Below are 24,635 nucleotides of genomic sequence, written 5' to 3'. Positions count from 1 at the left end.
AAAAAGTTAAAACCGCAGGTGCCTTACCGTAAGACCGTTGTTGATTAGCTGCTTCAGCGAATCAATGCCAATTTTTAAATGCCGCTCTACAAACTGCTCGGTAATTTTCCGGTCGCTTTCTTCCGTTTTCACGCCTTCGGGAGTCATTGGCTGATCGCTTACCAAGAGTAAAGCACCCGTAGGAATTTTGTTGGCAAAGCCAACGGTGAAAATCGTGGCCGTTTCCATGTCAATGGCGTAGGCTCGTACTTTTTGCAGATAGTTTTTAAATTCTTCGTCGTGTTCCCAGACGCGGCGGTTGGTGGTGTAAACCGTGCCGGTCCAATAATCCACACCGTAATCGCGAATGGTGGTGGACATGGCTTTCTGCAACGCAAACGCAGGCATGGCCGGTACCTCGGGCGGAAAATAATCGTTCGACGTACCCTCGCCGCGAATGGCAGCAATCGGCAGAATCAAATCACCCAGTTTGTTGCGCTTCTTTAACCCGCCGCATTTACCCAAAAACAAAACGGCTTCGGGTTGTATGGCCGTTAGCAAATCCATTACCGTTGCGGCCGTTGGACTGCCCATGCCGAAATTAATTATGGTGATGCCGTTGGCCGTAGCGCATTGCATGGGTTTGTCAATGCCGTCCACACTAACGTTGTTCCATTCGGCAAACAACTTTACGTAGTTGCTGAAATTGGTGAGTAAAATGTATTTTCCAAAGCTGTCTAAGGTCTGGCCTGTGTAACGCGGAAGCCAGTTTTTTACGATGTCGTCTTTTGTCTTCATCGCACGAATTTAAAAAAAGTTCAGGCGGGAATTTGTTTATCCGTTTAACATGACATCCGGTTTAACAGATAAACGTTTGGCAACCGCTATTTTTGGCACATGATAAACGTGCTGTTTCCAAAGCCAGATTTCAACATAAAGAAAGAAGGGGAGAAGCGGTACATTTTTGATGGCATTCGTAAAACCTGGCTGCTGCTTACCGAAGAAGAATGGGTGCGGCAAAACTTTGTTGCTTATCTAACCAAAACCCTAAACTATTCCGCTGCTTTAATCGCTTTGGAAAAAGAGATTTACGTCAACGAATTAAGAAAGCGCTTTGATGTTTTGGTTTATGACAAAACGCACCAACCCTGGATGCTGGTTGAATGCAAAGCGCCGCAGGTTGCCTTAAGCGAAGATGTGTTGCAGCAAGTTCTTCGCTACAATGTTTCGGTGCCGGTGAAATATATTGTCATTACTAACGGAGAAGCAACGGTGGCATGGAAGAAAGAAGCCGAAAAGATGGATTTGCTTTCGTCACTGCCCGCAATGGAATAAAGTAGAAACAAAACTCTATTGCGCTTTTTCCTGCGCTAAAAAATTATTCAAAGACGTCCCCAATATGTACGTCCAGCCTTCTTTAAAATTTTCGCGTTTGAAATCCTTTGTCTGCGGAAAGCTTTCCAGCCCTTCGTGAGTGAGCTTTAGCCTTGTGCTTTCGCCTTCATTAAACAATTCGAAGGTGACGAAAGACAGTCCTTCGTAGTCTTTGTATGCCCAACTGTGTTTTAATTTTTTGTTCGGAACGACTTCGGTGATTTTACACTGGTGCACAAACACTGTGCCTTCGTTCTCGCCATTAAAAGTAAATTCAAAACCTGCTTTGGGTTCAAATTCCGCAATGTCAAAATACCATTGCTTCATTTGTTCTTTGTTTGTAAGGGCTTGCCAAATGCGCTCTGCTGGTGCATTGTAGCGTTGCTCAACAACAAGGGGTTCTTGTTTCATTGTTTTCCTTTTCTTTAAACGACTGCGAGATGGAAGGTTAACTTACAGCACTTCTTGCAAAAAAAAATTACGGCTGAAGATAAGCCAGCAAATAAGTTTTGCCGTATGAGTGTTTCAGATCCGGAACAAAGCCCTTTGGGTCAATAACGATGGTTGGCGGATCCTTTTCATTATCCGGATTAACGGGCCTGTAAATGCCAGTAAAGCCTTTCAGCTTACCGCTGGTAAATCGAACGACTTTTGTTTTCTGGTCATAGCTTAGGTTGCCTTTTTCGTTGTTCAGCGTGTATTTACTGTAACTGTCCAACGAAAGTTTGTATTGAAAATTAAACGTACTGCCGTTGGCCTGGTAAATATGATAAAAGCCCAACGGGACATCAGCCGGCGCCTTCAGTGTTTTTACAACATCACTAACCGACGAGGAGAAAGAACAATCTTTCAGAAACATTGCATCGCGGGCAATAAGCTTGCAATTGCCGGTTACCGTAACCGTTTGATCAGCTTTTAATTTCATCAGCGGAAGGGTGTCGTCGAGCGGGAATTGGCAAACAATAAAGTTTTCGTAACCGGTTGCGGTAATGAATACAGCATTGGCTTCGTTAATTCCTTTGATGCCTTTTTTTATACTACGGATTTTGCCGGTAACGGTTAGGTTTTTGTTCAAATAAGCTTGCTGAAAGGTGAATTCGTTGCCGTGGTATTCGTCGTAAAGCTGTCGTGCGGTTTTTGTCTGGCAAAAGGCTTCAACGCACAGCAAGCAGAAGAGAAGCGTGAGGGCAAAGGCGGATTGTTTCATAAGTCGAGTGATAAGACGTAAGCGTAAGGAAAGTATCCTGTTAATTGTTTGCGTGGCGCAAGTTAATTACGTCGTGCAAGCTTTGCAACGCATGGTCAGCGATTAAAAAGAGAAACGAGTTTGATGAATCTGCTTTCTTTCATAAAAAGGCTTGCTATTCTTTTTCTTTTTCTTCTTCCTCCATATCTTCTTTAATTTCCTGGCTTGGGGTCACCAAAACTTTGTCAATGCGGTGGCCGTCCATGTCAATGATTTCAAACTTAAAACCCTTCCATTTCAGCTTTTCACCGCCTTGCGGAATGCGTTCGAGTTCATGCAGAATGCAGCCGGCCAGCGTGTCAAATTCATGCTCTTCCTCGGTTAGCCAATCGGTGCGGTTAAAGTGCGTGAGAAAATCGTAAAATGGAATTTGTGCGTCCACCAAAAAGCTACCGTCACCGCGGTCGGTAATTTGGTAATCGCTGGTATCGGCGTCGGGCAAATCGCCAACAATGGCTTCTAAAATATCGTTTAACGTTATCATGCCGCGCAGGCTTCCGTATTCGTCCACAATAAAACAGGTGTGAAATTTTTTCTCCTTGAACTTTGCCATTACCTGGTAAGCCGTATTGTTGTCCGGTACAAAAAGTGCCGGTACCATCAGGTCTTTGAACAAAGTAAAATCGTCGGAAATGTATAGGTCTTTGATGGAGACAACGCCTTTAATGTTGTCAATTTCGCCTTCGCAAATAGGATAGAAAGAATGCGGCTCCTGAAAAATTTTTTCACGGATTTTTTCTTCGTTGTCGTTTATGTCAAACCACACAATGTCGCTGCGGTGCGTCATTAGTGACGTGATGTTTCTATCGCCCAGATGAAAAATGCGCTCAATCATTTCTTTCTCTTCTTCTTCCACCGAACCCGATTCCGTGCCCTCGCTGATGATGGCCTTGATTTCATCTTCAGTTACATGATCGTCGCGCTGGCTTTTGATGTTGAAGATTTTAAAAAACAGGTTGCTGGTTTTGTTCAGCAGCCAAACGAATGGATACGTAATTTTTGCAAACACTCGCATGGGCTGGGCTACAATCTTGGCAATCTTTTCCGCATTGATTAAGCCAATGCGCTTGGGAATGAGTTCGCCAAAAACAATGGATAAATACGTAACGATGATGACCACCAGCGTGGTGGAAATGGTTTCGGCGTAAGGTACCAAGGCAGGTATTTTTTCAACAAGAGGCTTAAGGTCTTTGCCAAATTTTTCGCCCGAATACACACCGGTTAAAATGGCGATGAGGGTAATGCCAATTTGTGCTGCCGATAAGAAAATTTCGGGATTGTGCGAAAGATCAAGTGCGTTGCGGGCTTTGGCGTCGCCTTTCTCCGCCAGGCTTTCAAGACGGGGTTTGCGGGCCGATACCAAGGCAATTTCCGACATCACAAAAAGACCGTTCAAAACAATTAAGCCAATCAGTATAAATATTTCCATCAGTATGGTTTAAGTAACCGGAACCGGTGCGCCAAAATTAGCACGATAAACCGACGCCGTTAATGTTCCCGCTGCAACTCCCAGCAAAGCGCCTGCCAGTACGTCCAGCGGGTAATGCACGCCTACGTAAATCTGGGCAAACGAGATGAGCAAAGCCCAGAAGTAAGCGAGATAAATCCACTGTTTAAAAACTTTATGAAACGTTAGCACCGCAAACGTTGCCAACGCAAAATGATTGGCCGCATGATTGCTTACGAAACTGTATCCGCCCGGGCATTGTTGAATTACGAGACGTACGTTACCCATCAAACCCGGCTCGTTGCAGGGCCTGATGCGCTGCACCGTTTCCTTAAACGCATAAGTGCCCATTAAATCGGCAATCGCCACGGTTGATAAAAAAGCAACGGCCCACCACCAGCCTTTTTTTCCGTAGTTCAACGTAACAAAGGCCATGATGAAAAGATACAGTGGCGCCCAAAAAACCGAGTCGCGGAAGTAAGGCAAAACCGCATCAAACACAGGATTTGCCAGCTTATGGTTCAGCACCAAAAAGGCAGAGCGGTCCCAATTGAGTACTCGTTGCCAAAAAGAAATTGTTAAAGGCGTGCCGAACATCGGGCAAAGGTAAGCGCAGCGGCGGGCTTCGTCGAAATCTTGTGTAACCGTTGCAAAATGCCGCTTTCTTTGCGATGCGTCAGGCCGCTCTAAGCAGTCAGGCGCACTTGTACATGCTGTTTCGTCTTCGCATACCAAAAACTTTGTTGTGGGTGTTGAATCTCTTCATCCTCTACACGCTGTTGTTAACGGTTTTTCGCTGCCTGACTTTACTATTATTTAAACCGGCGGATGAGCCTTTTTCGTCACTGATTTCCTCTTTTTTGTTAGGGTTCCGTTTTGACTTGCGTTGGATTTGTCTCCTGCTTCTGCCCGTTGTTTTGGTGAGCACGGTGCCGCAATTCTCGCCCTATTATTCGGTCCGAAATAAAAAAGCCTGGACCTGGTATCTTGCCTTTGCCACATTTTTTGTTGTGCTGATTTACACTATTGACTTTGGTTGTTTTGCCTATTACCGTGTGAGGTTGGGCGCAACGGTTTTCAACTTTGCCGACGATGTGGCCATTGCATCAAGAATGTTGTGGGAATCGTACCCGGTGTTTTGGCTGCTTCTTGGCTTAACGATAATGGTGTTGAGCTTGCGCTTTTTGTTCACACGCCTTCACGGCGCCGTATTGGCAAAAACGGAAGGCAAGAGAATTTTGTACAAACGCAAATGGTTTTTGCTGACGGCTTTTGTATTTGTGTTCTGTGTTTATGGTGGCTTTCCAAAACCTTTAAATTGGAATGCGGCCTTTAGAATGCACGATGATTTCAGCGGCTATCTTGCGCTCAATCCTTTGCAAACGGTTTTCTCTACGCTGGGCAATCGCAAGCCACATTTCGACGAAGGCAAGGCAAAAGACCTTTACCCTGTTTTGAGCGATTGGATGGGCTGGGATAAGAACGCGGCTTCGTATAAAAAGATGGAAAATCCCGCTTCTAAATATTTTGCGTCGAAGCCGAATGTTGTGTTGGTTGTTTGCGAATCGTTCAGCATGTACAAAACCAGCATGAGCGGCAATGCGCTAAACACCACGCCGTACATCAAAAGCCTTTGCGATAGCGGGCTGTTTTTCAATCGCTGCTTTACGCCACATTTTTCTACGGCAAGAGGCATGTTTGCCATTGTCACCGGCATACCTGATGTACAGTTAGCCAAATTCTCCACCCGCACCGACGCCGCGAAAAATCAGCACACCATCATCAATAATTTTGAAGGCTACAACAAGTTTTATTTTCTTGGCGGCAGCCCGGCCTTCAACAATTTCGAAGGGCTGATGCAAAACGTGAACGGTGTGCAGATGGAAACCGAAGGCGCTTTTGTTTCAAAGCCCATTGACGTGTGGGGCATCAGCGACAAAAATCTTTTTCTGGAAGCGAACAAATTGTTTGCGCAGCAAACGCAACCCTTCTTCGCCGTTATACAAACTTCCGACAATCACCCGCCTTATACGATTGCGGAAGAAGACAAAGATTTTGTGCGGCAGGAGCCGGATAAGATTGAACTGGAGAAATATGGTTTTGAATCCGCGGCGCAGTACAACGCCATGCGCTATTTTGATTACAGCGTTGAGCATTTTATTGAAAGCGCAAAAAAGGAAGCCTGGTTCAACAACACGATGTTTGTATTTGTTGGCGATCACGGCGTGGCGGGCAACGCAACGGCGATGTACCAGAATGAATGGACCGAAGACCGCTTGACCGAAATGCACGTGCCCTTGCTTTTTTATGCACCTGGACACCTGCCGGCGCAAAAACGAAACGAAGTCGTATCGCAAATTGACGTACTGCCAAGCATCGCCGGCGTTTGTGGGCAAAAACACATGAACAGCACACTTGGCCGCGATGTGGTGAACGGACAAAACAACCACAGTGCTTTTTTTATTCGCCATGATGAAGGTGAAACCGGATTGATTACCGATGATTTTTATTTCACCAAGAATATTTTGTTCGAAAAAGAAAAGCTGCAACTGCTGAACGCAAAGGCAACGTACACAAAACCGCAATTGGATTCGGTTCAAAAAAGATTGAGTGCGGTTACATCAGGTTATTTGGAAACGGCAAGATGGATGCTAATGAACAACAAGAAAACCTCCCTTTCTCCCTAAAGAGAGCTTTTCTTCGCCATCACAATTAATCGCGGCGTCTTTTTTACATCATACCCGTTCAATTCATAATCGCCAAATACTTCTGTTACCTGCATTTTTTGATAAGCCAGCATCTCGGTAAAATCACCCAAACTAAGCTTGGTCACTTTCTCAGTAAACTCGAGCGGCTTCTCGAGTTCATCGTCTTCAACCTGAATGCATTTGTAAAAAAAATCCTGGTCGTCCCAGCGGTGAATTCGATACGTTGTTCCGTCCACTTTTTTTTCTTCGTCGTGTACAAGACGTTCTTCCACGTAATGCACGTTCAGGTAATCAAAAAGCGCAAGGCCGGCCGGCTTTAAACTCTGCGCAATTGTTCGTACCGCATCATCGTGTTCGCGGTGCGTAGCGAAATAACCAAAGGAGGTAAAAAAGTTAAAGGCGTAATCAAAGTAATTGATCCACGAAGGCAGCCGCATGTCGTGTTGAAAAAAATGCAAGTTGTCCGTTTCAAATTGTTTGGCGTACGCAATCGAGTCGTGCGAAAGATCAATGCCCGTTACATCAAAACCTTTTGAAGCCAGGAAACGTGCATGCCGCCCACGGCCGCAAGCCACGTCCAACATTCGGCTATCGGCAGGCGGTTGCAAATGAGCAAGCAGCTTTTGAATAAAGCGTTGTGCTTCGGCTTCATCGCGCTGGAAATAAAGTTTGTGATAATAGATCGAGTTGAACCAGCTCTTGTACCAATCCTTTGCAACCATTTCCTTTTTTTACAAAAGTAATAGCATCGCGATTAAGCAAACCCTTCGGGGTGTACCGTCGAAAGCCGTATTTTTGTCGCCCTAAATTTAGTTCCGTGGCATTGATCAAGAGTATTTCAGGCATCAGAGGAACCATCGGCGGTAAACCCGGCGAATCCTTAACCGCAATAGACGTTGTAAAATTCTCTGCTGCATTCGGCAGCATTGTTTCTGAAAACCGTACCGAGAAAACAGTTCCAGCAAAAATTGTTATTGGCCGCGACGGCCGCATCTCAGGTCAAATGGTTAACAACCTTGTTGTTTCTACCCTGATTAGCCTCGGCATTGACGTGATTGATCTTGGTTTATCGACAACGCCAACGGTTGAAATTGCCACGAAAGAAGAAGGCGCTGATGGCGGCATCATTCTTACCGCCAGCCACAACCCGCGGGAGTGGAACGCTTTAAAACTTCTCAACAAAGACGGTGAATTCATTGATGCTTCAGTTGGCGCCGAAGTTTTGCGCCGTGCACAGGCTGAAGACTTCGGTTTTGCACCGGTTGATAAACTGGGAAAACACAGAGAAGATCATTCTTATCTGCAAAAGCACCTTGATCTTGTTCTTGCTTATCCGTTGGTGAACAGGGAAGCGATTGCACAAAAAGGATTCAAGGTTGTCGTTGACTGTATCAATTCCACCGGCGCTTTGATTGTTCCGCAGTTGTTGTATGCACTTGGCGCTGTTGAAGTCGTCGTCATCAACGGCGAGGTAAACGGAAAGTTTGCACACAATCCTGAACCGCTGCCCGAACATTTAACCACGTTAAGCAACGAGGTTGTAAAACAAAATGCCGACTTCGGCATTGCCGTTGACCCCGACGTGGACCGCCTTTGTTTTGTGTGCGAAGACGGAAGCATGTTTGGCGAAGAATACACATTGGTGGCTGTGGCCGATTACGTGCTGAGCAAAAAAGTCGGCAACACTGTGAGCAACATGAGCAGCACAAAGGCGCTCAAAGAAATTACCCAAAAACGCGGCGGTGAATACTATCCATCGGCGGTGGGTGAAGTGAACGTGGTGAGCAAAATGAAAGTCGTGGACGCCGTTATTGGCGGTGAAGGAAACGGCGGCATCATCGTGCCCGATTTTCATTACGGCCGCGATGCCCTCATCGGCATTGCGCTTTTTCTTTCGCATTTTGCGACGCACAACAAAGGATTGAAATCCTTCCGAAACAATTACCCCGATTACTTTATTTCCAAAAACAAAATCGAACTTGAAAACGGCGTCAACGTACCGGCCATTTTCGACGAAATAAAAAAGAAGTACAAGAACAATCCGATCAACACCGAAGACGGTTTGAAGATTGAATTCGACACGGATTGGGTGCACTTGCGCACGTCAAACACAGAGCCCATCATCCGCATTTATGCCGAGAGCAATTTCGAGACGACAGCGGCCAATATTGCCAAGCGGTTGATGGCAGACATAAAGGAGTTGAAGAGTTGATACGTTAATCGGTTAATAAGTCAATACGTGCGCATTAGATTGATTCTTATTTACAGTTGATTGAGGATTTTGAGCCAGCGTTCAGCAATCCATTAAGCTTCTGTTTTGAGTTTATCCTGAGCTTGCCGAAGGACATTCTTGTACGTTTTTATCACTTTTCAGCAATTGTTTATTCAACGCATTTGCCATGCAAGAAACAAGTTTCGCAAAAACAAAAACAGAGCCGGCAACCGCCGCAACAAACGTCCGCATCTATTTCGACAATGCCGCAACAACCGCGCTTGACAAAGAAGTGTTGGAGGCCATGATGCCTTATCTCACCGAGCATTTCGGCAATCCGTCTTCCATTTATTCTTACGGACGCGAAACACGGCTTGCCGTTGAAAATGCCCGCAAATCGGTAGCAAAAAATTTGGGCACGAAGCCGGCCAATATTTTCTTTACCAGCGGCGGTACGGAAAGTAACAACACTGCCATTGCCGCTTCTCTCCGCGACCTCGGTTGTACGCACATCATCACATCGCCCATTGAGCATCACGCTGTTTTGCATACCGTTGAACATTACGGTCATGCGGCCAATGTTTCGTATAGCTTTGTTGAACTCAAAGACGACGGGCAAGTATCGTTGGAAAACCTGGACGAACAGCTAGCCGAACAAACAACAAGCGGAAAAAAATGTCTGGTGAGTCTAATGCACGCCAACAACGAAATTGGTGTGCTCTTGCCAATCAAAAAAGTAGGGGAGTTGTGCAAAAAATACGGCGCTATTTTTCATTCCGATTGCGTGCAAACCGTAGGGCATTATCCGATGAGCCTTAGCGAACTTCCGGTGCATTTTATCTCGGCGGCCTCGCACAAATTTCACGGGCCAAAAGGCGTGGGCATTTTGTACGTAAGCGATGAAGTGAACATCAAACCCTTCATCTTCGGTGGTGGACAGGAACGCAACATGCGTGCGGGCACCGAAAATGTTTACGGCATTGTGGGTTTTGCCAAGGCGCTTGAAATAGCCCTGCGCGACTACGAAAAAACAAGCGCTTACATTAGTGAGCTAAAAGCGTACATGACCGAACAATTGCAAAAAAATATTGGCGGTGTAAGCTTCAATTGCGGACCCAATTCACTTTATACGGTGCTGAGCGTTTGCTTTCCTAAAACCGCAAAAGCAGAGTTCCTTTTAATGAGCCTTGACATGAACAACATTTGCGTTTCGGGTGGTTCGGCTTGCAGCAGCGGCGCCGATGCCGGCTCGCACGTAATGAAAGCTTTGCACAAAACCGACGATCACGTTACCGTTCGCTTTTCGTTCAGCAAGCACAACACGAAAGAAGAAGTGGACAAGGTAGTGGAGAAGCTAAAAGAACTCATCTGATTCTGAACGTTTTTGTTGGCTGAAACAATTTACAGTTTAGAGGTTTCTTGCGTCGTGTAAACGTGTAATCTATCTTTTCCGTTCACCACCTGTTCTTTAAAAACAAAGCCTAATTTCAAAAGAAGAGCAATGGATTTTTTGTTTTCGGCAATCGTTGTCGCAAGTACAATCGGATGATTTTCTCTTGCCCTTTTTAATACTTCTCCGGCTGCTTCAAATGCATAGCCTTTGCCTTCGTATTGCGGCAAAAAAGCAAAGCCAAGGTCAAAATGTTCCAGGTAATCACGCTTCAAAAAAGAAACAATGCCAATGGCGGCCTTTGTATCACGAAGACGCACAACCCAATACTTAATCGTTCCAATGGCAAGAATTTTTTTGATGTATTGAACGGCCTCTTCTTTTGTGCGCACCTTTCTGTCGCCAATAAATTGCAGCCAGCCTTTTGTATTCAGAAGTTCAAGAATAAAAGCGTGGTCATTCTCCGCAATCTCTCCAAGCAAAAGCCTTGTGGTTAAAATTGTTGCATCCATTTGGATTGCAAATTTATCCGCGAGGCCGATCTGTTTTACGCGAAGACGGAAAATAAATGAACAACGAATGTTGTAAAGCTTTCAGACTTTAATCAGCAAAACATATTCAAGTCTCCGCAATTGTTACATGGCTAACTTCCCTTCTTTACCGTCCGCCACCGCTGGATTTCCCGTTACCGCAGCCACCGCCATTTTAAAGAATTGAACCATTTTACCGCTTTCCGCGTCCCAATAATAAACATCGGCTGGCTTAATTTTTAGCAGTGCAAGATTTGGGTCTTCGTCGCCTTTTGGGAACCAAGCCTTTACCACCGGACTCCACTTTTCTTTTATTTGTTGCCTGTCAGTAACAACGCTTGCCTTGCCCCAAACATCAAGGTAGCTTTCTTTGCCAGGATGTGCGTAGGTAAGATGCACGTCACGTTCTCTTGTTACTTCATCCACTTTAATCGAACGGACATCGGTAAAAAACCAAAGCGTGCCATCGTCTTCCACTTTAATTGTACTCATGGGCCGTGTGTGCTCGTCGCTATTGGTAGCGGTAATAAACATGCAAACGCGAATGTCTTCCACGAGCTTTTTAAATTTATTGAGTGCTTCTTTGTCTTGAAGATGCTTTTCCATAAAAATTCTTTTGTAACAGGGAGGCTAAAAACTTTGTGCCATTTTCGGGATTTCGTTTTGAGCCGCTGAAAGCTTTTTTTCGGCATCGGACGGGGCAATGAGGCCGATTTTCACCGAGTGCAAAATGGCCTCGTCACTGTGTTTAAAAAGAAGGCAGGCAACGCCGCTTGCTTCAATTCTGTTTAAAACTTCCCGAACTTTTTCATAATTGCGCTGAAACACATCGCGGATGTAAACCGCATGAACTTGCTTTGGATAATGTTGCACGATGGACTCGTAGATGTAAGGGTCTTGTTGCGAACTGTCGCCAAGCAAAATCACACGCTGATGCGGGAAGGCTTGGAGGATGCGTACAATGCGGGTAAATTTTGTCCCATGATTGTTTTGTCCGGTCTTTAAAAGCTGCGAGAACTGCTTGAGTTGACTTAGCAAAAAAATGCCCCGTGGCAGTTCATTCACTGCCGTGAATTCCAGAATGTATTCGTACAAATTCCATTCGCTGCTGCTCACGTAAAAAAAAGGATTTGGTGCATCTTCCGTGGTGTTGCTTTGCGCAAGCAATTGATAATGCCGCACCACGCCTTCAAAAGGTCTGCGGCTTCTTGCATTCTCTGTAAACAGTACCCAAAGACGCTTGCGCAAATTGGAGGAATGCGAAATCAAAAATGTGTCGTCAATGTCCGAAATAAAAACGTATTGCGTTGTGTGGGGAATGTAAACGCGGCCGGTTGAAGAAGCGATTTGTTTCTTATTTACTGAAGCAATTACGTTCACCGGAAACCAGCCGCATTCAAAAGGCTCTTCATCATTCCATTCGAATTTGAAAAAGCCATCGGCATCGGTCTTTGCGTTGTGCTGTTTCCCTTTCCACTCCAATTGAACGTCTGCACCCGCAAAAGGTTTTATTAAAAACAAACGCAGCAAGGCAAGTGTGTTTCGCAAAAAATGTTGCCGGTATTTTTTTCTCGGATAAGGACTTAGCTTGAAAACATGCCCGAACACCGTCAGGCAGTTATCGTGGCCATAGCCGTGATAAACTTTTACCGTTGGCTTTGCCGTCAATCGGAAAAGGTTCAGCAAGAACTCTTTCCAACTGCGTTTATCAGTCTCTTCCGTATGGCCGGTCGTTTGCATAAACAAAATCCAAGCAATAAACATGCACAACAACCAAACCCTATTGTTCGTCATTAATCCTGTTTCTGGCGGCCATGAAAAAAAGAACTGGGAAAAGCTGATTCGTGAAGCCGTAAAAGAGCCGTCAATCAATGTTGATTTTTATGTGCAAACCGGAAGCAACGACAAGCAAGCCATTCAGCAACGCATCGAAGAAACAAAGCCTACAAAAGTGGTGGCGGTGGGTGGCGACGGCACGGTAAAAATGGTGGCGGAAATTGTAAAAGAATCGCTGGTGATTTTGGGCATAGTTCCTGCCGGATCGGCCAACGGCCTCGCACGAGAACTAGATATACCTGCAGATTTAAACGAAGCACTCAACATTATCCTAAGCGGAAAAGAAGGCAAGCTCGACGCCATTCGCATCAACGAAGAAGAACTGTGTTTTCACCTGAGCGACGCCGGCTTAAATGCTTTGTTGGTGAAGTATTTTGGAACCTACAAAGGACGCGGCATGTGGGGCTACGGCCGTTCGCTTTTCAAAATGTTTTGGAACCGGAGAATCATGCGTGTGACCGTCGAAACCGATACCGATAAAGTAAAGCGCAAGGCCTTTATGGTGGCGCTTGCCAATGCGGAGAAATACGGTACGGGTGCGGTCATCAATCCCGGCGGCAATGTGGCAGATGGTGAATTTGAAATTGTGGTGGTGCGAAAAATAAAACTGCTTGAAATAATGCGAGCGGTAACCGCACACAGAAATTTTAACCCGAAAAACATTGAACTTTTCCGCACCAAAAAAGTAGTGCTCACCTTTCAGCAAAAAGTGCCGTTTCAGGTGGACGGTGAGTACCGCGGAAAAATAGCCAAGATTGAAGCACGCATTTTACCGGGCATTGTAAACGTTATGTTACCGGCTCCTTCATCGCCCAAGGAAGAAGCGGCCGGTGCATAGCCCCGCTTAAGAAGATGCTTTTCTTGCTCAGCACTGTTCTGAACGTACAAGTGTGCGACGCAACAAAAGCTGAACAGAAATTCATCTGCTGAAGACATAAAAGGAAAAACTCAAACACAAACCTTGCTTGCGTTTTTTCAGCATCCTACAAAACCAAGGGTCTTTGTAGTGGCGCTCTTTCTCCGGTGGGTTGAGGCTGTGGCACATCTTTTTTAATGGTCTTAATAAAAACAACTATGGATAACTTAGAAGTAAAAGGCCGCTGGAATGAACTGAAAGGTAAAGTAAAGCAGGCCCACGGCGATTTAACCGACGATGATTTAAAATGGGAGGACGGGAAAGACGATGAGTTTTATGGCCGTATGCAAACCAAGTTGGGCAAAACCCGCGATGAGTTTGTGCATTGGCTAAAATCGTTGTAACGAAGAAAGACACAGAACAGCGAACCCTGGACCTTTCCGCTTTCAGGTTCGCTGTTTTCCTTTACCCGTTTTCTGCGTCTTTGTGTTGAATAAAATAAGCAGACCCACCGCGGCGGCTACAAGCGAAGCCAGCAGCACGGCAACCTTTGCGTAGCTCGTTGTCTCGTCATCGGTAAAGGCAAGGTTAGAGATGAAAATTGACATTGTAAAGCCGATACCTGCAAGCACCGCCGCTCCCAATAAATTCTTCCAGCCAACGTTTGAAGGCAATGCAACCTTCGTAAGTTTTATCATTGCCCCGCTAAAAAGCAAGATACCCAAAGGCTTGCCGAGCACAAGTCCCGTAATAATTCCCAGGCCGTTTGGACGCACGATTTGCGAAAGCCAGCCCTCATTTAAAACAATGCCCGTATTGGCCAGGGCAAACAATGGAACGATAAAATATCCTATCGGTACGTGTAAAGCCTTTTGCAATTTGTAGGAAGGCGTTGATTCGTTGTTGCCCGAAAAAGGAATCACAAAAGCCAGCAACACGCCGGCGATGGTTGGATGGATGCCCGATTTCATCATGCAATACCAAAGCACAAGTCCCGGCAGCAGATAAAAAGCAAGATAATTGATGCGCAACCGGCTCAACAAAAAAAGGAAGACCAAAATTCCGGCGGCAATGAGTAAATACGTCCAGTGCACTCCGGCGTTGTAAAACAAGGCAATAACAAGGATAGCGCCGATATCGTCAATGATGGCAAGTGCCGTTAAAAATATTTTTAAGGAATAGGGTACCCGATTGCCTGCAAACGCCAACACACCTAAACTAAACGCAATGTCGGTAGCCATGGGAATGCCAAAGCCGCTTTGTGTGGCCGTTCCGGCATTAAACAAAAGATGAATGCACGCAGGAACAACCATTCCGCCAATAGCCGCCACAACGGGAAGAATGGCATTACTGAAAGAAGACAATTCGCCTGCGTACAGTTCGCGTTCAATCTCTAAGCCAACCAGCAGAAAGAAAACGGTCATCAGGCCGTCGTTGATCCACTGTTCAACAGAATAGTTGAGATCTAAACCGGCAAAAGAAAGATCAATTTTCGTGTGCCAAAAATGAACGTAGGTCTCACCCCAGCCGCTGTTGGCAAGCAGTAAGGACAAAGCCGTGCAAAGAGCCAGCAATACGCCGCCAATTTTTTCGCTGTCAAAAAACTCTTTAAAAAGCTTTGTCCATTCCATCTTGCTGTTTTATGCTGTTTTCAATTGGGTTGTACGGTATAATCGGGACACGCCACGAACGTGTCTCTGCAAAAGCTATCGAACCCTTAACGCCACTCTTATCGTTTCCTAAACAATCACTCCGGCCTCAATTGGCTACTTTTGCGGCTCAAATTTACCGGCAAAGGCATGAAGGCAAGAACGCTTAAAAAAGACAAGGTCAACATCATTACCCTGGGTTGCAGCAAAAATATGGTTGACAGCGAAGTGCTGAGCGGCCAGTTGCGTGCCGCCGAAATTGACGTTGTGCATGAAAATGCCAAACGCGATCACAACATTGTTATCGTAAATACCTGCGGCTTTATTGACAAGGCGAAAGAAGAAAGCGTAAACACCATTTTGGAACAGGTGAACCTGAAGCAAAAAGGCAAGTTGGATAAAGTTTACGTAACCGGTTGCTTAAGCCAGCGCTACCGCGATGACCTAGAGCAAAGCATTCCCGAAGTGGACGCCTGGTTTGGCACAATGGAACTGCCACTGATGCTGAAAAAATTTGACGTTGACTACAAAGCCGAACTGATCGGCGAACGCCTGCTGGCTACGCCGCAGCATTATGCTTACGTAAAAATTTCGGAAGGTTGCAACCGCACCTGTGCCTTTTGCGCCATTCCGCTCATGCGTGGCAACCATCTGAGCCGCTCTGTTGACGACATTGTAAAAGAAGCGGAAACGCTTGCCCGTCGTGGTGTAAAAGAAATCATGCTCATTGCGCAGGAGCTTACCTATTACGGTTTGGACCTGTACAAAAAAAGAGCTTTGCCCGATTTGCTCAAACGCCTGAGCGATGTGCCGGGCATTGAATGGATACGCTTGCATTATGCTTATCCGCATAAATTTCCGATGGAGATCTTGGAGGTGATGAAAGAACGCAAGAACATTTGCAATTACCTTGACATGCCTTTGCAGCACGCAGCCGACAACATGCTTAAAGCCATGCGGCGCAATATCACAAGGGCAGAAATGGAAGACCTCATTACCGGCATTCGCGAAACGGTGCCGGGTATTTGTTTGCGCACCACGTTGATCACCGGCTTTCCTGGCGAAACGCTGGATGATGTAGAAGAATTGAAAACCTTTTTGGAAAGACAACGCTTCGACCGTGTGGGCATCTTTACCTATTCGCACGAAGAAAATACCTCTGCTTACTCCCTCGTTGACGATGTTCCTGCAAATGAAAAGCAGCGCCGCGCCGAAGACATCATGGCTGTGCAACAGGAAATCAGCTACGAAAAAAACCAGGAAAAAATTGGGCAGACATTCAAAGTTCTTGTGGACAAAAAAGAAGCAGGCCGCTACCTGGGACGTACCGAATTTGACAGCGTGGAGGTGGACAATGAGGTCATCATTCAAACCGATAAGAAACTGAAGACGGGTGAATTTGTCAACGTAAAAATCATCAGGGCTTACGACTACGATTTAGAGGGCGAAGTTGTGTAAACGCTTTGTATAGATTATTTCAAACAAGCAGTCGTTAACGGCTGCTTGTTTGTTTTTAGCTCTTCGCCAATGGATCTGCTTCCGGCTTTGTTTAACTTGGAACAGTTTTTTAATCCGCTTCCGTAAAACAAAAACATGAAGTGGTTGCGGAACAATAGCCTTTCACTTGTTTTTCTGATGTTGTTTCTTTTTTCAATGGTTGGGCAAAGCATTACCGGCCTCAAACAATACAACGAGGAAATGAAGGAGAGAGGTGGCCCGCAGGCAACGATGGGGAAATATTTTTCATCGGGTCATTTTATCGAAGCCACGTTTGAGAACTGGGAAAGTGAGTTTTTGCAAATGGCTTTATTTGTCGTGCTCACCATGTTCCTTTATCAAAAAGGTTCGTCCGAATCAAAAGACCCGGAGAAAAAAGAAGAAGTGGACAAAGAGCCCAATCCCAAAAAGAAGGGCGCATCCTGGCCGGTAAAAAAAGGAGGATTTATCCTGGCGTTTTACAAGCACTCGCTTTCTATTGCGTTGTTTGTTCTTTTCCTTCTAAGTTTCTTCGCCCATTTTTACGGAAGCTTAAAAAACTATAACCAACATCAACTGTTGAAAGGCCTGTCTGCCGAGGCAGCGGGAGAATACATCGGCAATTCGAAGTTTTGGTTCGAGTCTTTTCAAAACTGGCAAAGCGAATTTCTCTCTGTTTTTGCCATCGTCATTTTAAGTATTTTTCTGCGGCAGAAAGGCTCGCCGCAATCAAAACCCGTGGACGCACCGGATTACGAAACGGGAGAGTGACCCAACCGCTTTAGCGTGATGCTGGTAAAATTTAATGATGTAGAAAGTAAAGTTTACATCGCCTCGGCCACCAAATCGTTCATGGAAATACCCAAATGGCTTTCGTCGAAAATACATTTACCGTCTTTGATGAGCAGCACTTGCGGAGACTCGTGGTGAACGCCAAAAACTTCGGCTACTTTATTGGACAGCGGCCTGTGGGCCAGCAGGTCGAGAAAATAAAAATCAAGGCCGTCGGGCTGCTTGGCCTTTTGCATGCGTTGCAAAGCAACAGCGCTGATGGAACAGCGAGTGCTGTGCTTGAAAATAACCTGTGGTTTGGTTTGCGACTGCGAAATAATCTCTTGTAACTGCCCTTCGTCGGTCAGATAATTCCAGTTCATACACGAAACGTTAAAAAGCTTAAGCGTTAGCGCTCTTGTTTTTTGATTCGATTATTATGCCAGAAGAATTGGGGCAACCGTAACCTTTTTTGTGCGAACTGTAGCCACGCGACGTGGAGCAAGACGTGAATAAAACGATGGCGAAAAGAACGGCAGCAGCGTAAAAGAGTTTGTTTTTCATACTATTTAAAAGTCGTTTAGGCAGAAACGATTTATTTTGCCCGTTAGTATTCACAAATGTAACAATGAAAATCCACTTTATATCCATCGGGGGCAGCGTGATGCACCAACTGGCCATTGCTTTAAAACGCAAAGGCTATCAAATTACCGGCAGCGACGACGAGATTTTTGAACCCGCAAAAACAGCCCTTGAAGAAGAAGGGATCTTGCCAAAAGAAGTTGGCTGGGACGAAAAAAATATTCAGCCCGGTCTTGATGCCGTGATTCTTGGGATGCACGCAAAGGCCGACAACCCCGAACTCCTTAAAGCAAAAGAACTGAACCTGCCTATCTATTCTTTTCCCGAATACATTTTTAAAGAAAGCAAGAATAAAACGAGAGTTGTCGTAGGCGGCAGTCACGGAAAAACTACAACAACGGCCATGATTATGCACGTGCTGCGGCAAGCCGGAAAAGATTTTGATTACCTCGTTGGCGCACGGTTGCAAGGCTTTGATCAATCGGTGAACATTACCGATGCGCCGGTAATCGTTTGCGAAGGCGATGAATATCCCGCAAGCGCAATAGAAAAGCGTCCCAAATTTCATTTTCTCTATCCGAACATCGCTGTTCTTACCGGCATTGCCTGGGACCACATCAACGTGTTTCCCACTTTTGACTTTTACCTCGAACAGTTTGTCATCTTTATCAACAAAATTGAAACAGGCGGACATCTTATTTACAACGAAACGGATGCAACGCTGAAAGAATTGGTGGAGAAGAACAGGAGAGAAGACATTCATTACCATCCTTATTCAGTACCGCAGCACAGCATCAAAAACGGCGTTACAACGGTGACCATCGAAGGCGTAGAAACAAGCCTGAAAGTTTTTGGCGCACACAACTTGCTCAATCTTCACGCGGCATGGCTGGTAACAAAGCAATTGGGATTAGAAGCGCAAACCTTCGCAAACGCGATTAGCACATTTGCTGGTGCAGCCAAGCGGCTGGAATTAATGGCGAAAAATGATTCAACCGTTTTCTATCGCGACTTTGCCCACGCACCTTCTAAAGTAAAAGCCACTATTGAAGCCGCCAAAGCGCAGTTTCCCGAAAAAAAACTTATTGGCATTTTAGAGTTGCACACGTTCAGTAGTTTGAACGAAGCGTTTATGAACGAGTACGAAGGCGCATTGGACGCTGCCGACGAAGCAGCGGTTTTTTACAGCAAACACGCCTTGGAATTAAAGCGCATGCCCGAACTAAAAAAAGAAGCGGTGAAACAGGGTTTTGCAAAAGAGAACCTTAACGTGATAAACGAGCGGAAAGATTTGGAAGACTGGTTGAACAAAAGAGATTTCGAAAATGCAGTTGTGCTGTTTATGAGCTCAGGAGCTTACGACGGGTTTGACGCCGCAGCTTTCAGCGAAAAGATTACCACTGCAGCCGAATAATTTAACCCGGTGAGTACCCAAAACTTTTACCTTTACCGCCCTTTAAGAAGCCCCGAATGTTACAACTGAAAAAACCACTTGCTGTAATTGACATTGAAGCAACCGGCTCAAATGCAACCACCGATCGCATTGTAGAAATCGCAATGGTAAAATACCTGCCCGATGGCACACGCACGGTAAAGCGCAAGATCATCAATCCGCAAATGCCCATTCCGCCATCCATTGTAGACATTCACGGCATCACCGACGAAATGGTAAAAGATGCGCCCACGTTTAAGCAGGCCGCGCATGAAATAAAGCAGTTTTTGGACGGTTGCGACATTGCCTGCTATAATGCTTACCGCCTAGACGTTCCGCTACTGATGGAAGAATTCATCCGCGCCGAAGTGGACTTTGATTTCAAAAGCCGCAAGCTTGTTGACGTGCAAAAAATCTTTCACACCATGGAACAGCGTACACTGTCGGCGGCCTATAAATTTTACTGCAACAAACCGCTGGAAGATGCACACAGCGCCGAAGCCGATGCAGCCGCCACGGCCGAAATACTTTTTGCGCAGGTTGAACGTTATCCTCAATTAGGAACCAGTGTTGAGAGCATTATTAAAGCCGTCGGAGAGGACAACGTGATTGACTTTGCCCGCCGCTTGGCTTACGATGAAAAAGGCGTCGAGGTTTTCAACTTCGGCAAGCACAAAGGCCGTCCCATTGCCGATGTTTTAAAGACCGAACCGCAGTATTACGACTGGATGATGAAAGGCGAGTTCCCGATGAACACAAAGCAAAAGCTGACCGAGATTTACACCCGCATCATGCTTAAAAAACGCCTAAGCTAAACCGTTGGAAAAGCTCGTTATCATACCTACTTACAACGAAAAAGAAAACGTTGAGGCCATCCTGCAAGCGGTTTATGATTTGCAACAAAACTTCCACGTGCTGGTGATTGACGACGGTTCGCCGGACGGCACGGCAGAAATTGTGCGCGGTCTTCAGCCGCGTTTCAACAACACCGTTTTTTTAGAAGAACGCACCGGCAAGCAAGGGCTTGGCACGGCTTATATTTTTGGCTTTAAATGGGCAACGAAGAGGGGCTACCGTTTTATTTTTGAAATGGATGCCGATTTCTCGCACAACCCCAAAGATTTACCGCGTTTGTACAATGCCTGTAAAGCCGAAGGCGCTGACGTTGCCATCGGTTCGCGGTACGTGAGTGGCGGTGGCGTGTACAACTGGCCGAAGAACCGCATTGCTTTATCGAAAGGAGGTTCGCTCTACACACGCATGATTTTATGGACGCCGGTTCGCGACCAAACGGCCGGTTTTGTTTGCTATAAAAAAGAAGTTCTTGAAACCATCAATCTCGACGAAATTCATTTCGTCGGTTATGCCTTCCAAATTGAAATGAAATTTGCCGCGTGGAAACTGGGTTTCAAACTAAAAGAAGTGCCCATTCAATTTACCGACCGGCAATACGGCGAATCAAAAATGAATCACGGCATCATTAAAGAAGGCATTCTTGGCGTACTGAAACTTCGTTGGTATAGCTTCTTTACCAACTACCGCCGCCGCGTAAAAAGCAAAGCAAAGCCGGTGGGAAAAACGGTCTGATTTCCTTCAGCTTTATTTCGATACTTCATTGTTTTGAAAACCGGTACACCGTTTTTGACGTAAACTTTTCTCCGGGTTTTAGAATTGTGTTCGGGAAAGAAGGTTGATTGGGCGAATCGGGAAAATGTTGTGTTTCCAAACAAAAGGTATTTCTGAAAGTAGAAGGGTCGCCTTTCACCGCTTCAAAGTTGCCAGAGAAAAGCTGAAGGCCCGGCTCAGTTGTAAAAACATCCATCACAATTCCGCTTTTATCGCCAGTGGCTTTTGCGGCAAAGGACAATTCTGACTCGCCCTTGTTTAATACAAAATTGTGATCGTAGCCGCCGCCAATCTTAATTTGTTCTTCGTTCCTGTCAATGTCTTTTCCAAGTCTTTTTGTTTCGCGAAAATCAAAGGCAGTTCCCTCTACATTTTTGGCTTCGCCGGTTGGAATCAATGTCCTGTCAACCGGCGTAAAACGATCAGCGTTCAGTTGCAGGCGATGATTCAAAATACTGCCTTCGCCGTTTAAATTAAAGAAACAATGATTGGTGATGTTGAACGGTGTCGGCGCATTTGTTTCTGCAGAATAAGAAATGATCAATTCGTTTTCTTCCGACAAATGATACGTAACAATAACGTTCACGTTTCCGGGATAACCTTCTTCGCCGTCTTGGGAAAAATAAACGAAGGTGACTTCGTAGGTTTTTATCTCTGCAACGTCCCAAACCTGTTGGTGAAAACCCTTTGTTCCGCCGTGCAAATGATTGGGCGCATTGTTGACCGGCAGCAAATATTCCATTCCGTTCAACACAAATTTTCCTTTTGCAATGCGGTTGGCATAACGGCCAACGGTGGCGCCGTGATAAGGTGCAAGCGTTGTAGAAGTATAAGGCTCAAGCGAATCATAGGCCGGCGTTACGTTGATGCCGTCAAACAGGAGCGTAATAATTCTTGCGCCGTAATTGCTGATGCTTGCTTCTAGGCCTTTGCCGTTGCGAATAAAAGTCAAAGACGTTTGTTTACCGTTGATGAGTCGTTCAAAATTTTTTGCGTCAGGTGTTAGCATCTTGTCAAAATAATTGCGGCCGGAAAAGTACAACGAAGTTTGGCTGATTTTAGTGCGGCAAGAGGCGTTAACCGGTGCTACATTTGTCATTCAAATTTTTTTCTTGAAGCATCTCAGCGCCTTAAACAAATACTTTTGGAAGTACCGCGTTCGATTAATCATCGGCGTTTTTTTTGTGGTGGTTTCCAATTATTTTGGCGTGCTGGCGCCGCAAATAACGGGTTACATCATTGATTTTGTTCAGCGCAATTTGCCAGGCTATGTCGCCAAAGCCAAAAAGCCTTCGTACGACGTTTCGGTAAAAGCATTTATTCGTTGGATTGAAGGCATTCACCTTCAACCAATCAAAATTGTTTTGTTTAGCGGCGTACTCATTTTAGCCCTGGCTTTGCTGCGCGGCTTCTTTATGTTTCTCATGCGGCAAACGCTCATTGTAATGAGCCGCCACATTGAGTACGACCAGAAGAACGAGGTCTTTGATCATTACCAAAAACTCGACGCGAGTTTTTACAAAACCCACAGCACCGGCGATTTGATGAGCCGCATGGCCGAAGACGTAAGCCGTGTGCGGCAGTTCACCGGTCCGGCCATCATGTACTTTACCAACCTGGTTACCCTCATTGGCATGAGCGTTTTTTTTATGTGGAAACGCGACGCCGAACTAACGCTCTACGTGCTTTCGCCGCTGCCCATTCTTGCGGTTACGATATACATCGTCAACACCATCATTCACAAAAAAAGCGAAGCGGTGCAGGCGGCGCTTGGCGCTTTAACGTCCACGGCGCAACAGGCTTATTCAGGTATTCGCGTTATCAAGTCGTTTGTGCAGGAAGATGCAATGTTCAAAGCCTTTGAAGCGTCGAGCGAAAAGTACCGCAGCGGCGCAACAAGCCTTGCCAAGGTGGAATCAATGTATTTTCCTTCAATGACTTTGCTCATCGGCTTAAGCACCTTGCTCACCATCATGATCGGGGGCATTTATTACATCAACGGTCATCGCGAAATGGGCATTGATACCATCGTTGAATTCGTCATTTACATCAACATGCTCACCTTTCCCGTTAGCGCCATCGGCTGGACGGCCAGCATGATTCAGCGGGCATCGGCTTCGCAAAAAAGGTTGAACGAATTTTTGCAAACAGAACCGTCCATTGCTTCGCCGGCGGAGGCAAAAGACATCGCCTTAACCGGCGACATTAAACTTGAAAACGTTTCGTTTACGTATGCGCATACCGGCATCGAAGCCGTCAAAAAATTAAACCTGCACATTCGCGCCGGCGAACGTGTGGCCGTGGTGGGCCGCACAGGCAGCGGAAAGACAACGCTCATCCAGTTAATTCTTCGGTTGTACGACGTTACCGAAGGACGAATTTTACTGGACGATGTGCCCATTGATAAAATCAATCTTGGCCGTTTACGGGAGCAAATGAGCTATGTTCCGCAAGATGGATTTTTGTTTAGCGATAGCGTTGCCGCCAACATTGCTTTCGGCACCAAATGGATGGACAAAGAGCAAGTACAAGAAGCGGCCAAACTGGCTGTTGTGCATCGTGATATTGAAAGCTTCTCCAAAGGATACGATACGGAAATTGGCGAACGCGGCGTAACGCTGAGCGGCGGGCAAAAGCAACGCATTTCCATTGCAAGAGGTTTGCTGAAAGCATCGCCCATCATGATTTTTGACGATTGCCTCAGCGCGGTAGATGCCCGCACCGAAAAAGAAATTATGACCAACCTTGTTTCACATTTAAAAGGAAGAACCTCCTTGTTCATCACACACCGCGTTTTCCAGTTGTTTGGCTTTGACAGAATTATTGTACTGGAAGAAGGCGAATTAAAGGAACAGGGCACGCACGAGGAATTGTTGCAAAAGCGAGGCTTGTACTTTGCCATGTACCAGCGCCAGTTGCAGGAAGAAGATCCGCAAGAAAACTAAGCGCATATTTGGCCGTTTAAAAAACGTTTTTATATTTGTGAACGACTGCACCAAAACAATTCATCATTCGTAAAAATTATAACTGTGGCGTACGACAACAACGAAAAGAAAATGGAAAGCATCTACAGCAAAAGAATCCGCGCCGGCAAACGCCGCACTTATTTCTTTGATGTACGGGCAACGCGGGGCAATGATTATTATCTCACCATCACCGAAAGCCGAAAGCGTTTTAACGACAACGGCTACGACCGCCACAAGATTTTTCTTTACAAAGAAGATTTCAACAAATTCCTCAAAGCATTAACCGAAGCCGTTGACCACGTGAAAACGCAGTTGATGCCCGATTTTGATTTTGATGCATACAACCACGACGAGGTAGAAGGCGAAGATCATAGCGATGATGTGAATGTGGAGCTTAGTACGCCTGTTCATTCAGCAGAAATTTCGGTTAGTTCTCCGGTGGCTGCGCCATCGTCGGACGAGGTGGATAAATGGTAAAACGCGTTCACAGAATATTTTTAAAACCCCAACGATTCGTTGGGGTTTTATTTTATACAAAACAATATATTGCTGAAA

At 45.7% G+C, this 24,635-nt stretch carries 25 protein-coding genes; 13 read left to right on the top strand and 12 right to left on the bottom strand.

Going from position 1 to position 24,635, the window contains the following annotated elements; translation table 11 throughout:
* Positions 1–6: 6 nt before the first annotated feature.
* Positions 7–777, bottom strand: coding sequence for an AMP nucleosidase (locus FSB75_RS05455; protein ID WP_146783931.1), 771 nt, complete (start codon positions 775–777; stop codon positions 7–9).
* 99 nt (positions 778–876) lie between these two features.
* On the opposite strand from FSB75_RS05455, the gene FSB75_RS05450 reads away from it, so the two are divergent.
* The gene (locus tag FSB75_RS05450; RefSeq protein WP_146783927.1) at positions 877–1,314 is read left to right on the top strand and encodes a type I restriction enzyme HsdR N-terminal domain-containing protein; all 438 of its coding nucleotides are present in this window, start codon (positions 877–879) and stop codon (positions 1,312–1,314) included.
* Positions 1,315–1,329: 15 nt separating this feature from the next.
* On the opposite strand, the gene FSB75_RS05445 is transcribed toward FSB75_RS05450, so the two are convergent.
* The 4 genes from FSB75_RS05445 to FSB75_RS05430 form a co-directional block, all read right to left on the bottom strand.
* Complete coding sequence (locus tag FSB75_RS05445; protein ID WP_146783924.1) at positions 1,330–1,764, bottom strand: SRPBCC family protein; 435 nt, start codon at positions 1,762–1,764, stop codon at positions 1,330–1,332.
* A 67-nt stretch (positions 1,765–1,831) separates the two neighbouring features.
* Positions 1,832–2,560 (bottom strand): OB-fold protein, encoded by a 729-nt coding sequence (locus FSB75_RS05440; RefSeq protein ID WP_146783921.1) that lies wholly within the window; start codon positions 2,558–2,560, stop codon positions 1,832–1,834.
* Positions 2,561–2,714: 154 nt separating this feature from the next.
* Complete coding sequence (locus FSB75_RS05435; RefSeq protein ID WP_146783918.1) at positions 2,715–4,028, bottom strand: hemolysin family protein; 1,314 nt, start codon at positions 4,026–4,028, stop codon at positions 2,715–2,717.
* Positions 4,029–4,037: 9 nt separating this feature from the next.
* Entirely contained in the window at positions 4,038–4,643 is a 606-nt protein-coding gene (locus tag FSB75_RS05430) for a phosphatase PAP2 family protein (RefSeq protein ID WP_146783915.1), read from the bottom strand.
* Between the two features lie 74 nt (positions 4,644–4,717).
* Between FSB75_RS05430 and FSB75_RS05425 the strand changes: the two genes are divergently transcribed.
* The gene (locus FSB75_RS05425; RefSeq protein ID WP_146783912.1) at positions 4,718–6,733 is read left to right on the top strand and encodes an LTA synthase family protein; all 2,016 of its coding nucleotides are present in this window, start codon (positions 4,718–4,720) and stop codon (positions 6,731–6,733) included.
* On the opposite strand, the gene FSB75_RS05420 is transcribed toward FSB75_RS05425, so the two are convergent.
* Positions 6,730–7,476, bottom strand: coding sequence for an SAM-dependent methyltransferase (locus tag FSB75_RS05420; protein ID WP_146783909.1), 747 nt, complete (start codon positions 7,474–7,476; stop codon positions 6,730–6,732). The genes FSB75_RS05425 and FSB75_RS05420 overlap by 4 nt on opposite strands.
* 95 nt (positions 7,477–7,571) lie before the next feature.
* Between FSB75_RS05420 and glmM the strand changes: the two genes are divergently transcribed.
* Both glmM and FSB75_RS05410 read left to right on the top strand, forming a co-directional pair.
* Complete coding sequence (gene glmM, locus FSB75_RS05415) at positions 7,572–8,966, top strand: phosphoglucosamine mutase (RefSeq protein ID WP_146783906.1); 1,395 nt, start codon at positions 7,572–7,574, stop codon at positions 8,964–8,966.
* A 187-nt stretch (positions 8,967–9,153) separates the two neighbouring features.
* Positions 9,154–10,338: a cysteine desulfurase family protein gene (locus tag FSB75_RS05410; RefSeq protein ID WP_146783903.1), complete on the top strand. Its 1,185-nt coding sequence runs from the start codon at positions 9,154–9,156 to the stop codon at positions 10,336–10,338.
* A gap of 29 nt (positions 10,339–10,367) precedes the next feature.
* Here the strand turns inward: FSB75_RS05410 and FSB75_RS05405 are convergent, their stop codons facing one another.
* The 3 genes from FSB75_RS05405 to FSB75_RS05395 all read right to left on the bottom strand — a co-directional run bounded on the left by FSB75_RS05405 (position 10,368) and on the right by FSB75_RS05395 (position 12,626).
* Positions 10,368–10,868: a GNAT family N-acetyltransferase gene (locus tag FSB75_RS05405; RefSeq protein ID WP_146783900.1), complete on the bottom strand. Its 501-nt coding sequence runs from the start codon at positions 10,866–10,868 to the stop codon at positions 10,368–10,370.
* Between the two features lie 123 nt (positions 10,869–10,991).
* Positions 10,992–11,492, bottom strand: a complete 501-nt coding sequence (locus FSB75_RS05400) for a pyridoxamine 5'-phosphate oxidase family protein (RefSeq protein WP_146783897.1) — start codon at positions 11,490–11,492, stop codon at positions 10,992–10,994.
* Between the two features lie 24 nt (positions 11,493–11,516).
* Complete coding sequence (locus tag FSB75_RS05395) at positions 11,517–12,626, bottom strand: App1 family protein (protein WP_146783894.1); 1,110 nt, start codon at positions 12,624–12,626, stop codon at positions 11,517–11,519.
* 22 nt (positions 12,627–12,648) lie between these two features.
* On the opposite strand from FSB75_RS05395, the gene FSB75_RS05390 reads away from it, so the two are divergent.
* Positions 12,649–13,560, top strand: a complete 912-nt coding sequence (locus FSB75_RS05390; RefSeq protein ID WP_146783891.1) for a diacylglycerol/lipid kinase family protein — start codon at positions 12,649–12,651, stop codon at positions 13,558–13,560.
* Positions 13,561–13,796: 236 nt separating this feature from the next.
* The gene (locus FSB75_RS05385; RefSeq protein WP_146783888.1) at positions 13,797–13,982 is read left to right on the top strand and encodes a CsbD family protein; all 186 of its coding nucleotides are present in this window, start codon (positions 13,797–13,799) and stop codon (positions 13,980–13,982) included.
* 42 nt (positions 13,983–14,024) lie between these two features.
* Here FSB75_RS05385 and nhaA read toward each other — a convergent pair whose 3' ends face one another.
* Positions 14,025–15,209 carry a Na+/H+ antiporter NhaA gene (nhaA, locus tag FSB75_RS05380; RefSeq protein ID WP_146783885.1) on the bottom strand — a complete coding sequence of 395 codons (1,185 nt, stop codon included), beginning with the start codon at positions 15,207–15,209 and terminating at the stop codon, positions 14,025–14,027.
* A gap of 141 nt (positions 15,210–15,350) precedes the next feature.
* Between nhaA and rimO the strand changes: the two genes are divergently transcribed.
* Together rimO and FSB75_RS05370 are read left to right on the top strand one after the other, a co-directional pair.
* On the top strand, positions 15,351–16,685 hold the full coding sequence (gene rimO, locus FSB75_RS05375; RefSeq protein WP_425557117.1) for a 30S ribosomal protein S12 methylthiotransferase RimO: 1,335 nt from the start codon (positions 15,351–15,353) through the stop codon (positions 16,683–16,685).
* 135 nt (positions 16,686–16,820) lie between these two features.
* Positions 16,821–17,474, top strand: a complete 654-nt coding sequence (locus tag FSB75_RS05370) for a DUF6766 family protein (protein ID WP_146783882.1) — start codon at positions 16,821–16,823, stop codon at positions 17,472–17,474.
* Positions 17,475–17,527: 53 nt separating this feature from the next.
* Here the strand turns inward: FSB75_RS05370 and ytxJ are convergent, their stop codons facing one another.
* Positions 17,528–17,857 carry a bacillithiol system redox-active protein YtxJ gene (gene ytxJ / locus FSB75_RS05365; protein ID WP_146783879.1) on the bottom strand — a complete coding sequence of 110 codons (330 nt, stop codon included), beginning with the start codon at positions 17,855–17,857 and terminating at the stop codon, positions 17,528–17,530.
* Between the two features lie 245 nt (positions 17,858–18,102).
* Here ytxJ and FSB75_RS05360 point away from each other — a divergent pair, with 245 nt between their 5' ends.
* Genes FSB75_RS05360 through FSB75_RS05350 form a run of 3 tightly spaced genes read left to right on the top strand, consistent with a single transcriptional unit; the run spans position 18,103 to position 21,075 of the window.
* Positions 18,103–19,470, top strand: coding sequence for a UDP-N-acetylmuramate--L-alanine ligase (locus tag FSB75_RS05360; RefSeq protein ID WP_146783876.1), 1,368 nt, complete (start codon positions 18,103–18,105; stop codon positions 19,468–19,470).
* A 56-nt stretch (positions 19,471–19,526) separates the two neighbouring features.
* On the top strand, positions 19,527–20,303 hold the full coding sequence (locus FSB75_RS05355; protein WP_146783873.1) for a 3'-5' exonuclease: 777 nt from the start codon (positions 19,527–19,529) through the stop codon (positions 20,301–20,303).
* A gap of 4 nt (positions 20,304–20,307) precedes the next feature.
* A complete protein-coding gene (locus FSB75_RS05350) occupies positions 20,308–21,075 on the top strand; it encodes a polyprenol monophosphomannose synthase (RefSeq protein ID WP_146783870.1) in 768 nt (255 codons plus the stop codon).
* Positions 21,076–21,100: 25 nt separating this feature from the next.
* Here FSB75_RS05350 and FSB75_RS05345 read toward each other — a convergent pair whose 3' ends face one another.
* Positions 21,101–22,213: an aldose epimerase family protein gene (locus tag FSB75_RS05345; protein ID WP_227990774.1), complete on the bottom strand. Its 1,113-nt coding sequence runs from the start codon at positions 22,211–22,213 to the stop codon at positions 21,101–21,103.
* Between the two features lie 13 nt (positions 22,214–22,226).
* On the opposite strand from FSB75_RS05345, the gene FSB75_RS05340 reads away from it, so the two are divergent.
* Together FSB75_RS05340 and FSB75_RS05335 are read left to right on the top strand one after the other, a co-directional pair.
* Positions 22,227–24,059 carry an ABC transporter ATP-binding protein gene (locus tag FSB75_RS05340; RefSeq protein ID WP_146783866.1) on the top strand — a complete coding sequence of 611 codons (1,833 nt, stop codon included), beginning with the start codon at positions 22,227–22,229 and terminating at the stop codon, positions 24,057–24,059.
* Between the two features lie 84 nt (positions 24,060–24,143).
* The gene (locus tag FSB75_RS05335) at positions 24,144–24,557 is read left to right on the top strand and encodes a DUF3276 family protein (protein ID WP_146783862.1); all 414 of its coding nucleotides are present in this window, start codon (positions 24,144–24,146) and stop codon (positions 24,555–24,557) included.
* The last annotated feature ends 78 nt before the right edge of the window (positions 24,558–24,635 follow it).

This window comes from Flavisolibacter ginsenosidimutans, assembly GCF_007970805.1.
In the GTDB taxonomy this organism is placed as follows: domain Bacteria; phylum Bacteroidota; class Bacteroidia; order Chitinophagales; family Chitinophagaceae; genus Flavisolibacter; species Flavisolibacter ginsenosidimutans.
Note: the sequence above shows the minus strand (reverse complement) of the source record. Positions and strands in the feature narration are given on the sequence as shown.

Coding starts and splice junctions, on each gene's coding strand:
- FSB75_RS05455 (WP_146783931.1), bottom strand. CDS start 777: ATGAAGACAAAAGACGACATCGTAAAAAACTGGCTTCCGCGTTACACA.
- FSB75_RS05450 (WP_146783927.1), top strand. CDS start 877: ATGATAAACGTGCTGTTTCCAAAGCCAGATTTCAACATAAAGAAAGAA.
- FSB75_RS05445 (WP_146783924.1), bottom strand. CDS start 1,764: ATGAAACAAGAACCCCTTGTTGTTGAGCAACGCTACAATGCACCAGCA.
- FSB75_RS05440 (WP_146783921.1), bottom strand. CDS start 2,560: ATGAAACAATCCGCCTTTGCCCTCACGCTTCTCTTCTGCTTGCTGTGC.
- FSB75_RS05435 (WP_146783918.1), bottom strand. CDS start 4,028: ATGGAAATATTTATACTGATTGGCTTAATTGTTTTGAACGGTCTTTTT.
- FSB75_RS05430 (WP_146783915.1), bottom strand. CDS start 4,643: ATGTTCGGCACGCCTTTAACAATTTCTTTTTGGCAACGAGTACTCAAT.
- FSB75_RS05425 (WP_146783912.1), top strand. CDS start 4,718: ATGCGTCAGGCCGCTCTAAGCAGTCAGGCGCACTTGTACATGCTGTTT.
- FSB75_RS05420 (WP_146783909.1), bottom strand. CDS start 7,476: ATGGTTGCAAAGGATTGGTACAAGAGCTGGTTCAACTCGATCTATTAT.
- FSB75_RS05410 (WP_146783903.1), top strand. CDS start 9,154: ATGCAAGAAACAAGTTTCGCAAAAACAAAAACAGAGCCGGCAACCGCC.
- FSB75_RS05405 (WP_146783900.1), bottom strand. CDS start 10,868: ATGGATGCAACAATTTTAACCACAAGGCTTTTGCTTGGAGAGATTGCG.
- FSB75_RS05400 (WP_146783897.1), bottom strand. CDS start 11,492: ATGGAAAAGCATCTTCAAGACAAAGAAGCACTCAATAAATTTAAAAAG.
- FSB75_RS05395 (WP_146783894.1), bottom strand. CDS start 12,626: ATGCAAACGACCGGCCATACGGAAGAGACTGATAAACGCAGTTGGAAA.
- FSB75_RS05390 (WP_146783891.1), top strand. CDS start 12,649: ATGCACAACAACCAAACCCTATTGTTCGTCATTAATCCTGTTTCTGGC.
- FSB75_RS05385 (WP_146783888.1), top strand. CDS start 13,797: ATGGATAACTTAGAAGTAAAAGGCCGCTGGAATGAACTGAAAGGTAAA.
- nhaA (WP_146783885.1), bottom strand. CDS start 15,209: ATGGAATGGACAAAGCTTTTTAAAGAGTTTTTTGACAGCGAAAAAATT.
- FSB75_RS05370 (WP_146783882.1), top strand. CDS start 16,821: ATGAAGTGGTTGCGGAACAATAGCCTTTCACTTGTTTTTCTGATGTTG.
- ytxJ (WP_146783879.1), bottom strand. CDS start 17,857: ATGAACTGGAATTATCTGACCGACGAAGGGCAGTTACAAGAGATTATT.
- FSB75_RS05360 (WP_146783876.1), top strand. CDS start 18,103: ATGAAAATCCACTTTATATCCATCGGGGGCAGCGTGATGCACCAACTG.
- FSB75_RS05355 (WP_146783873.1), top strand. CDS start 19,527: ATGTTACAACTGAAAAAACCACTTGCTGTAATTGACATTGAAGCAACC.
- FSB75_RS05345 (WP_227990774.1), bottom strand. CDS start 22,213: ATGACAAATGTAGCACCGGTTAACGCCTCTTGCCGCACTAAAATCAGC.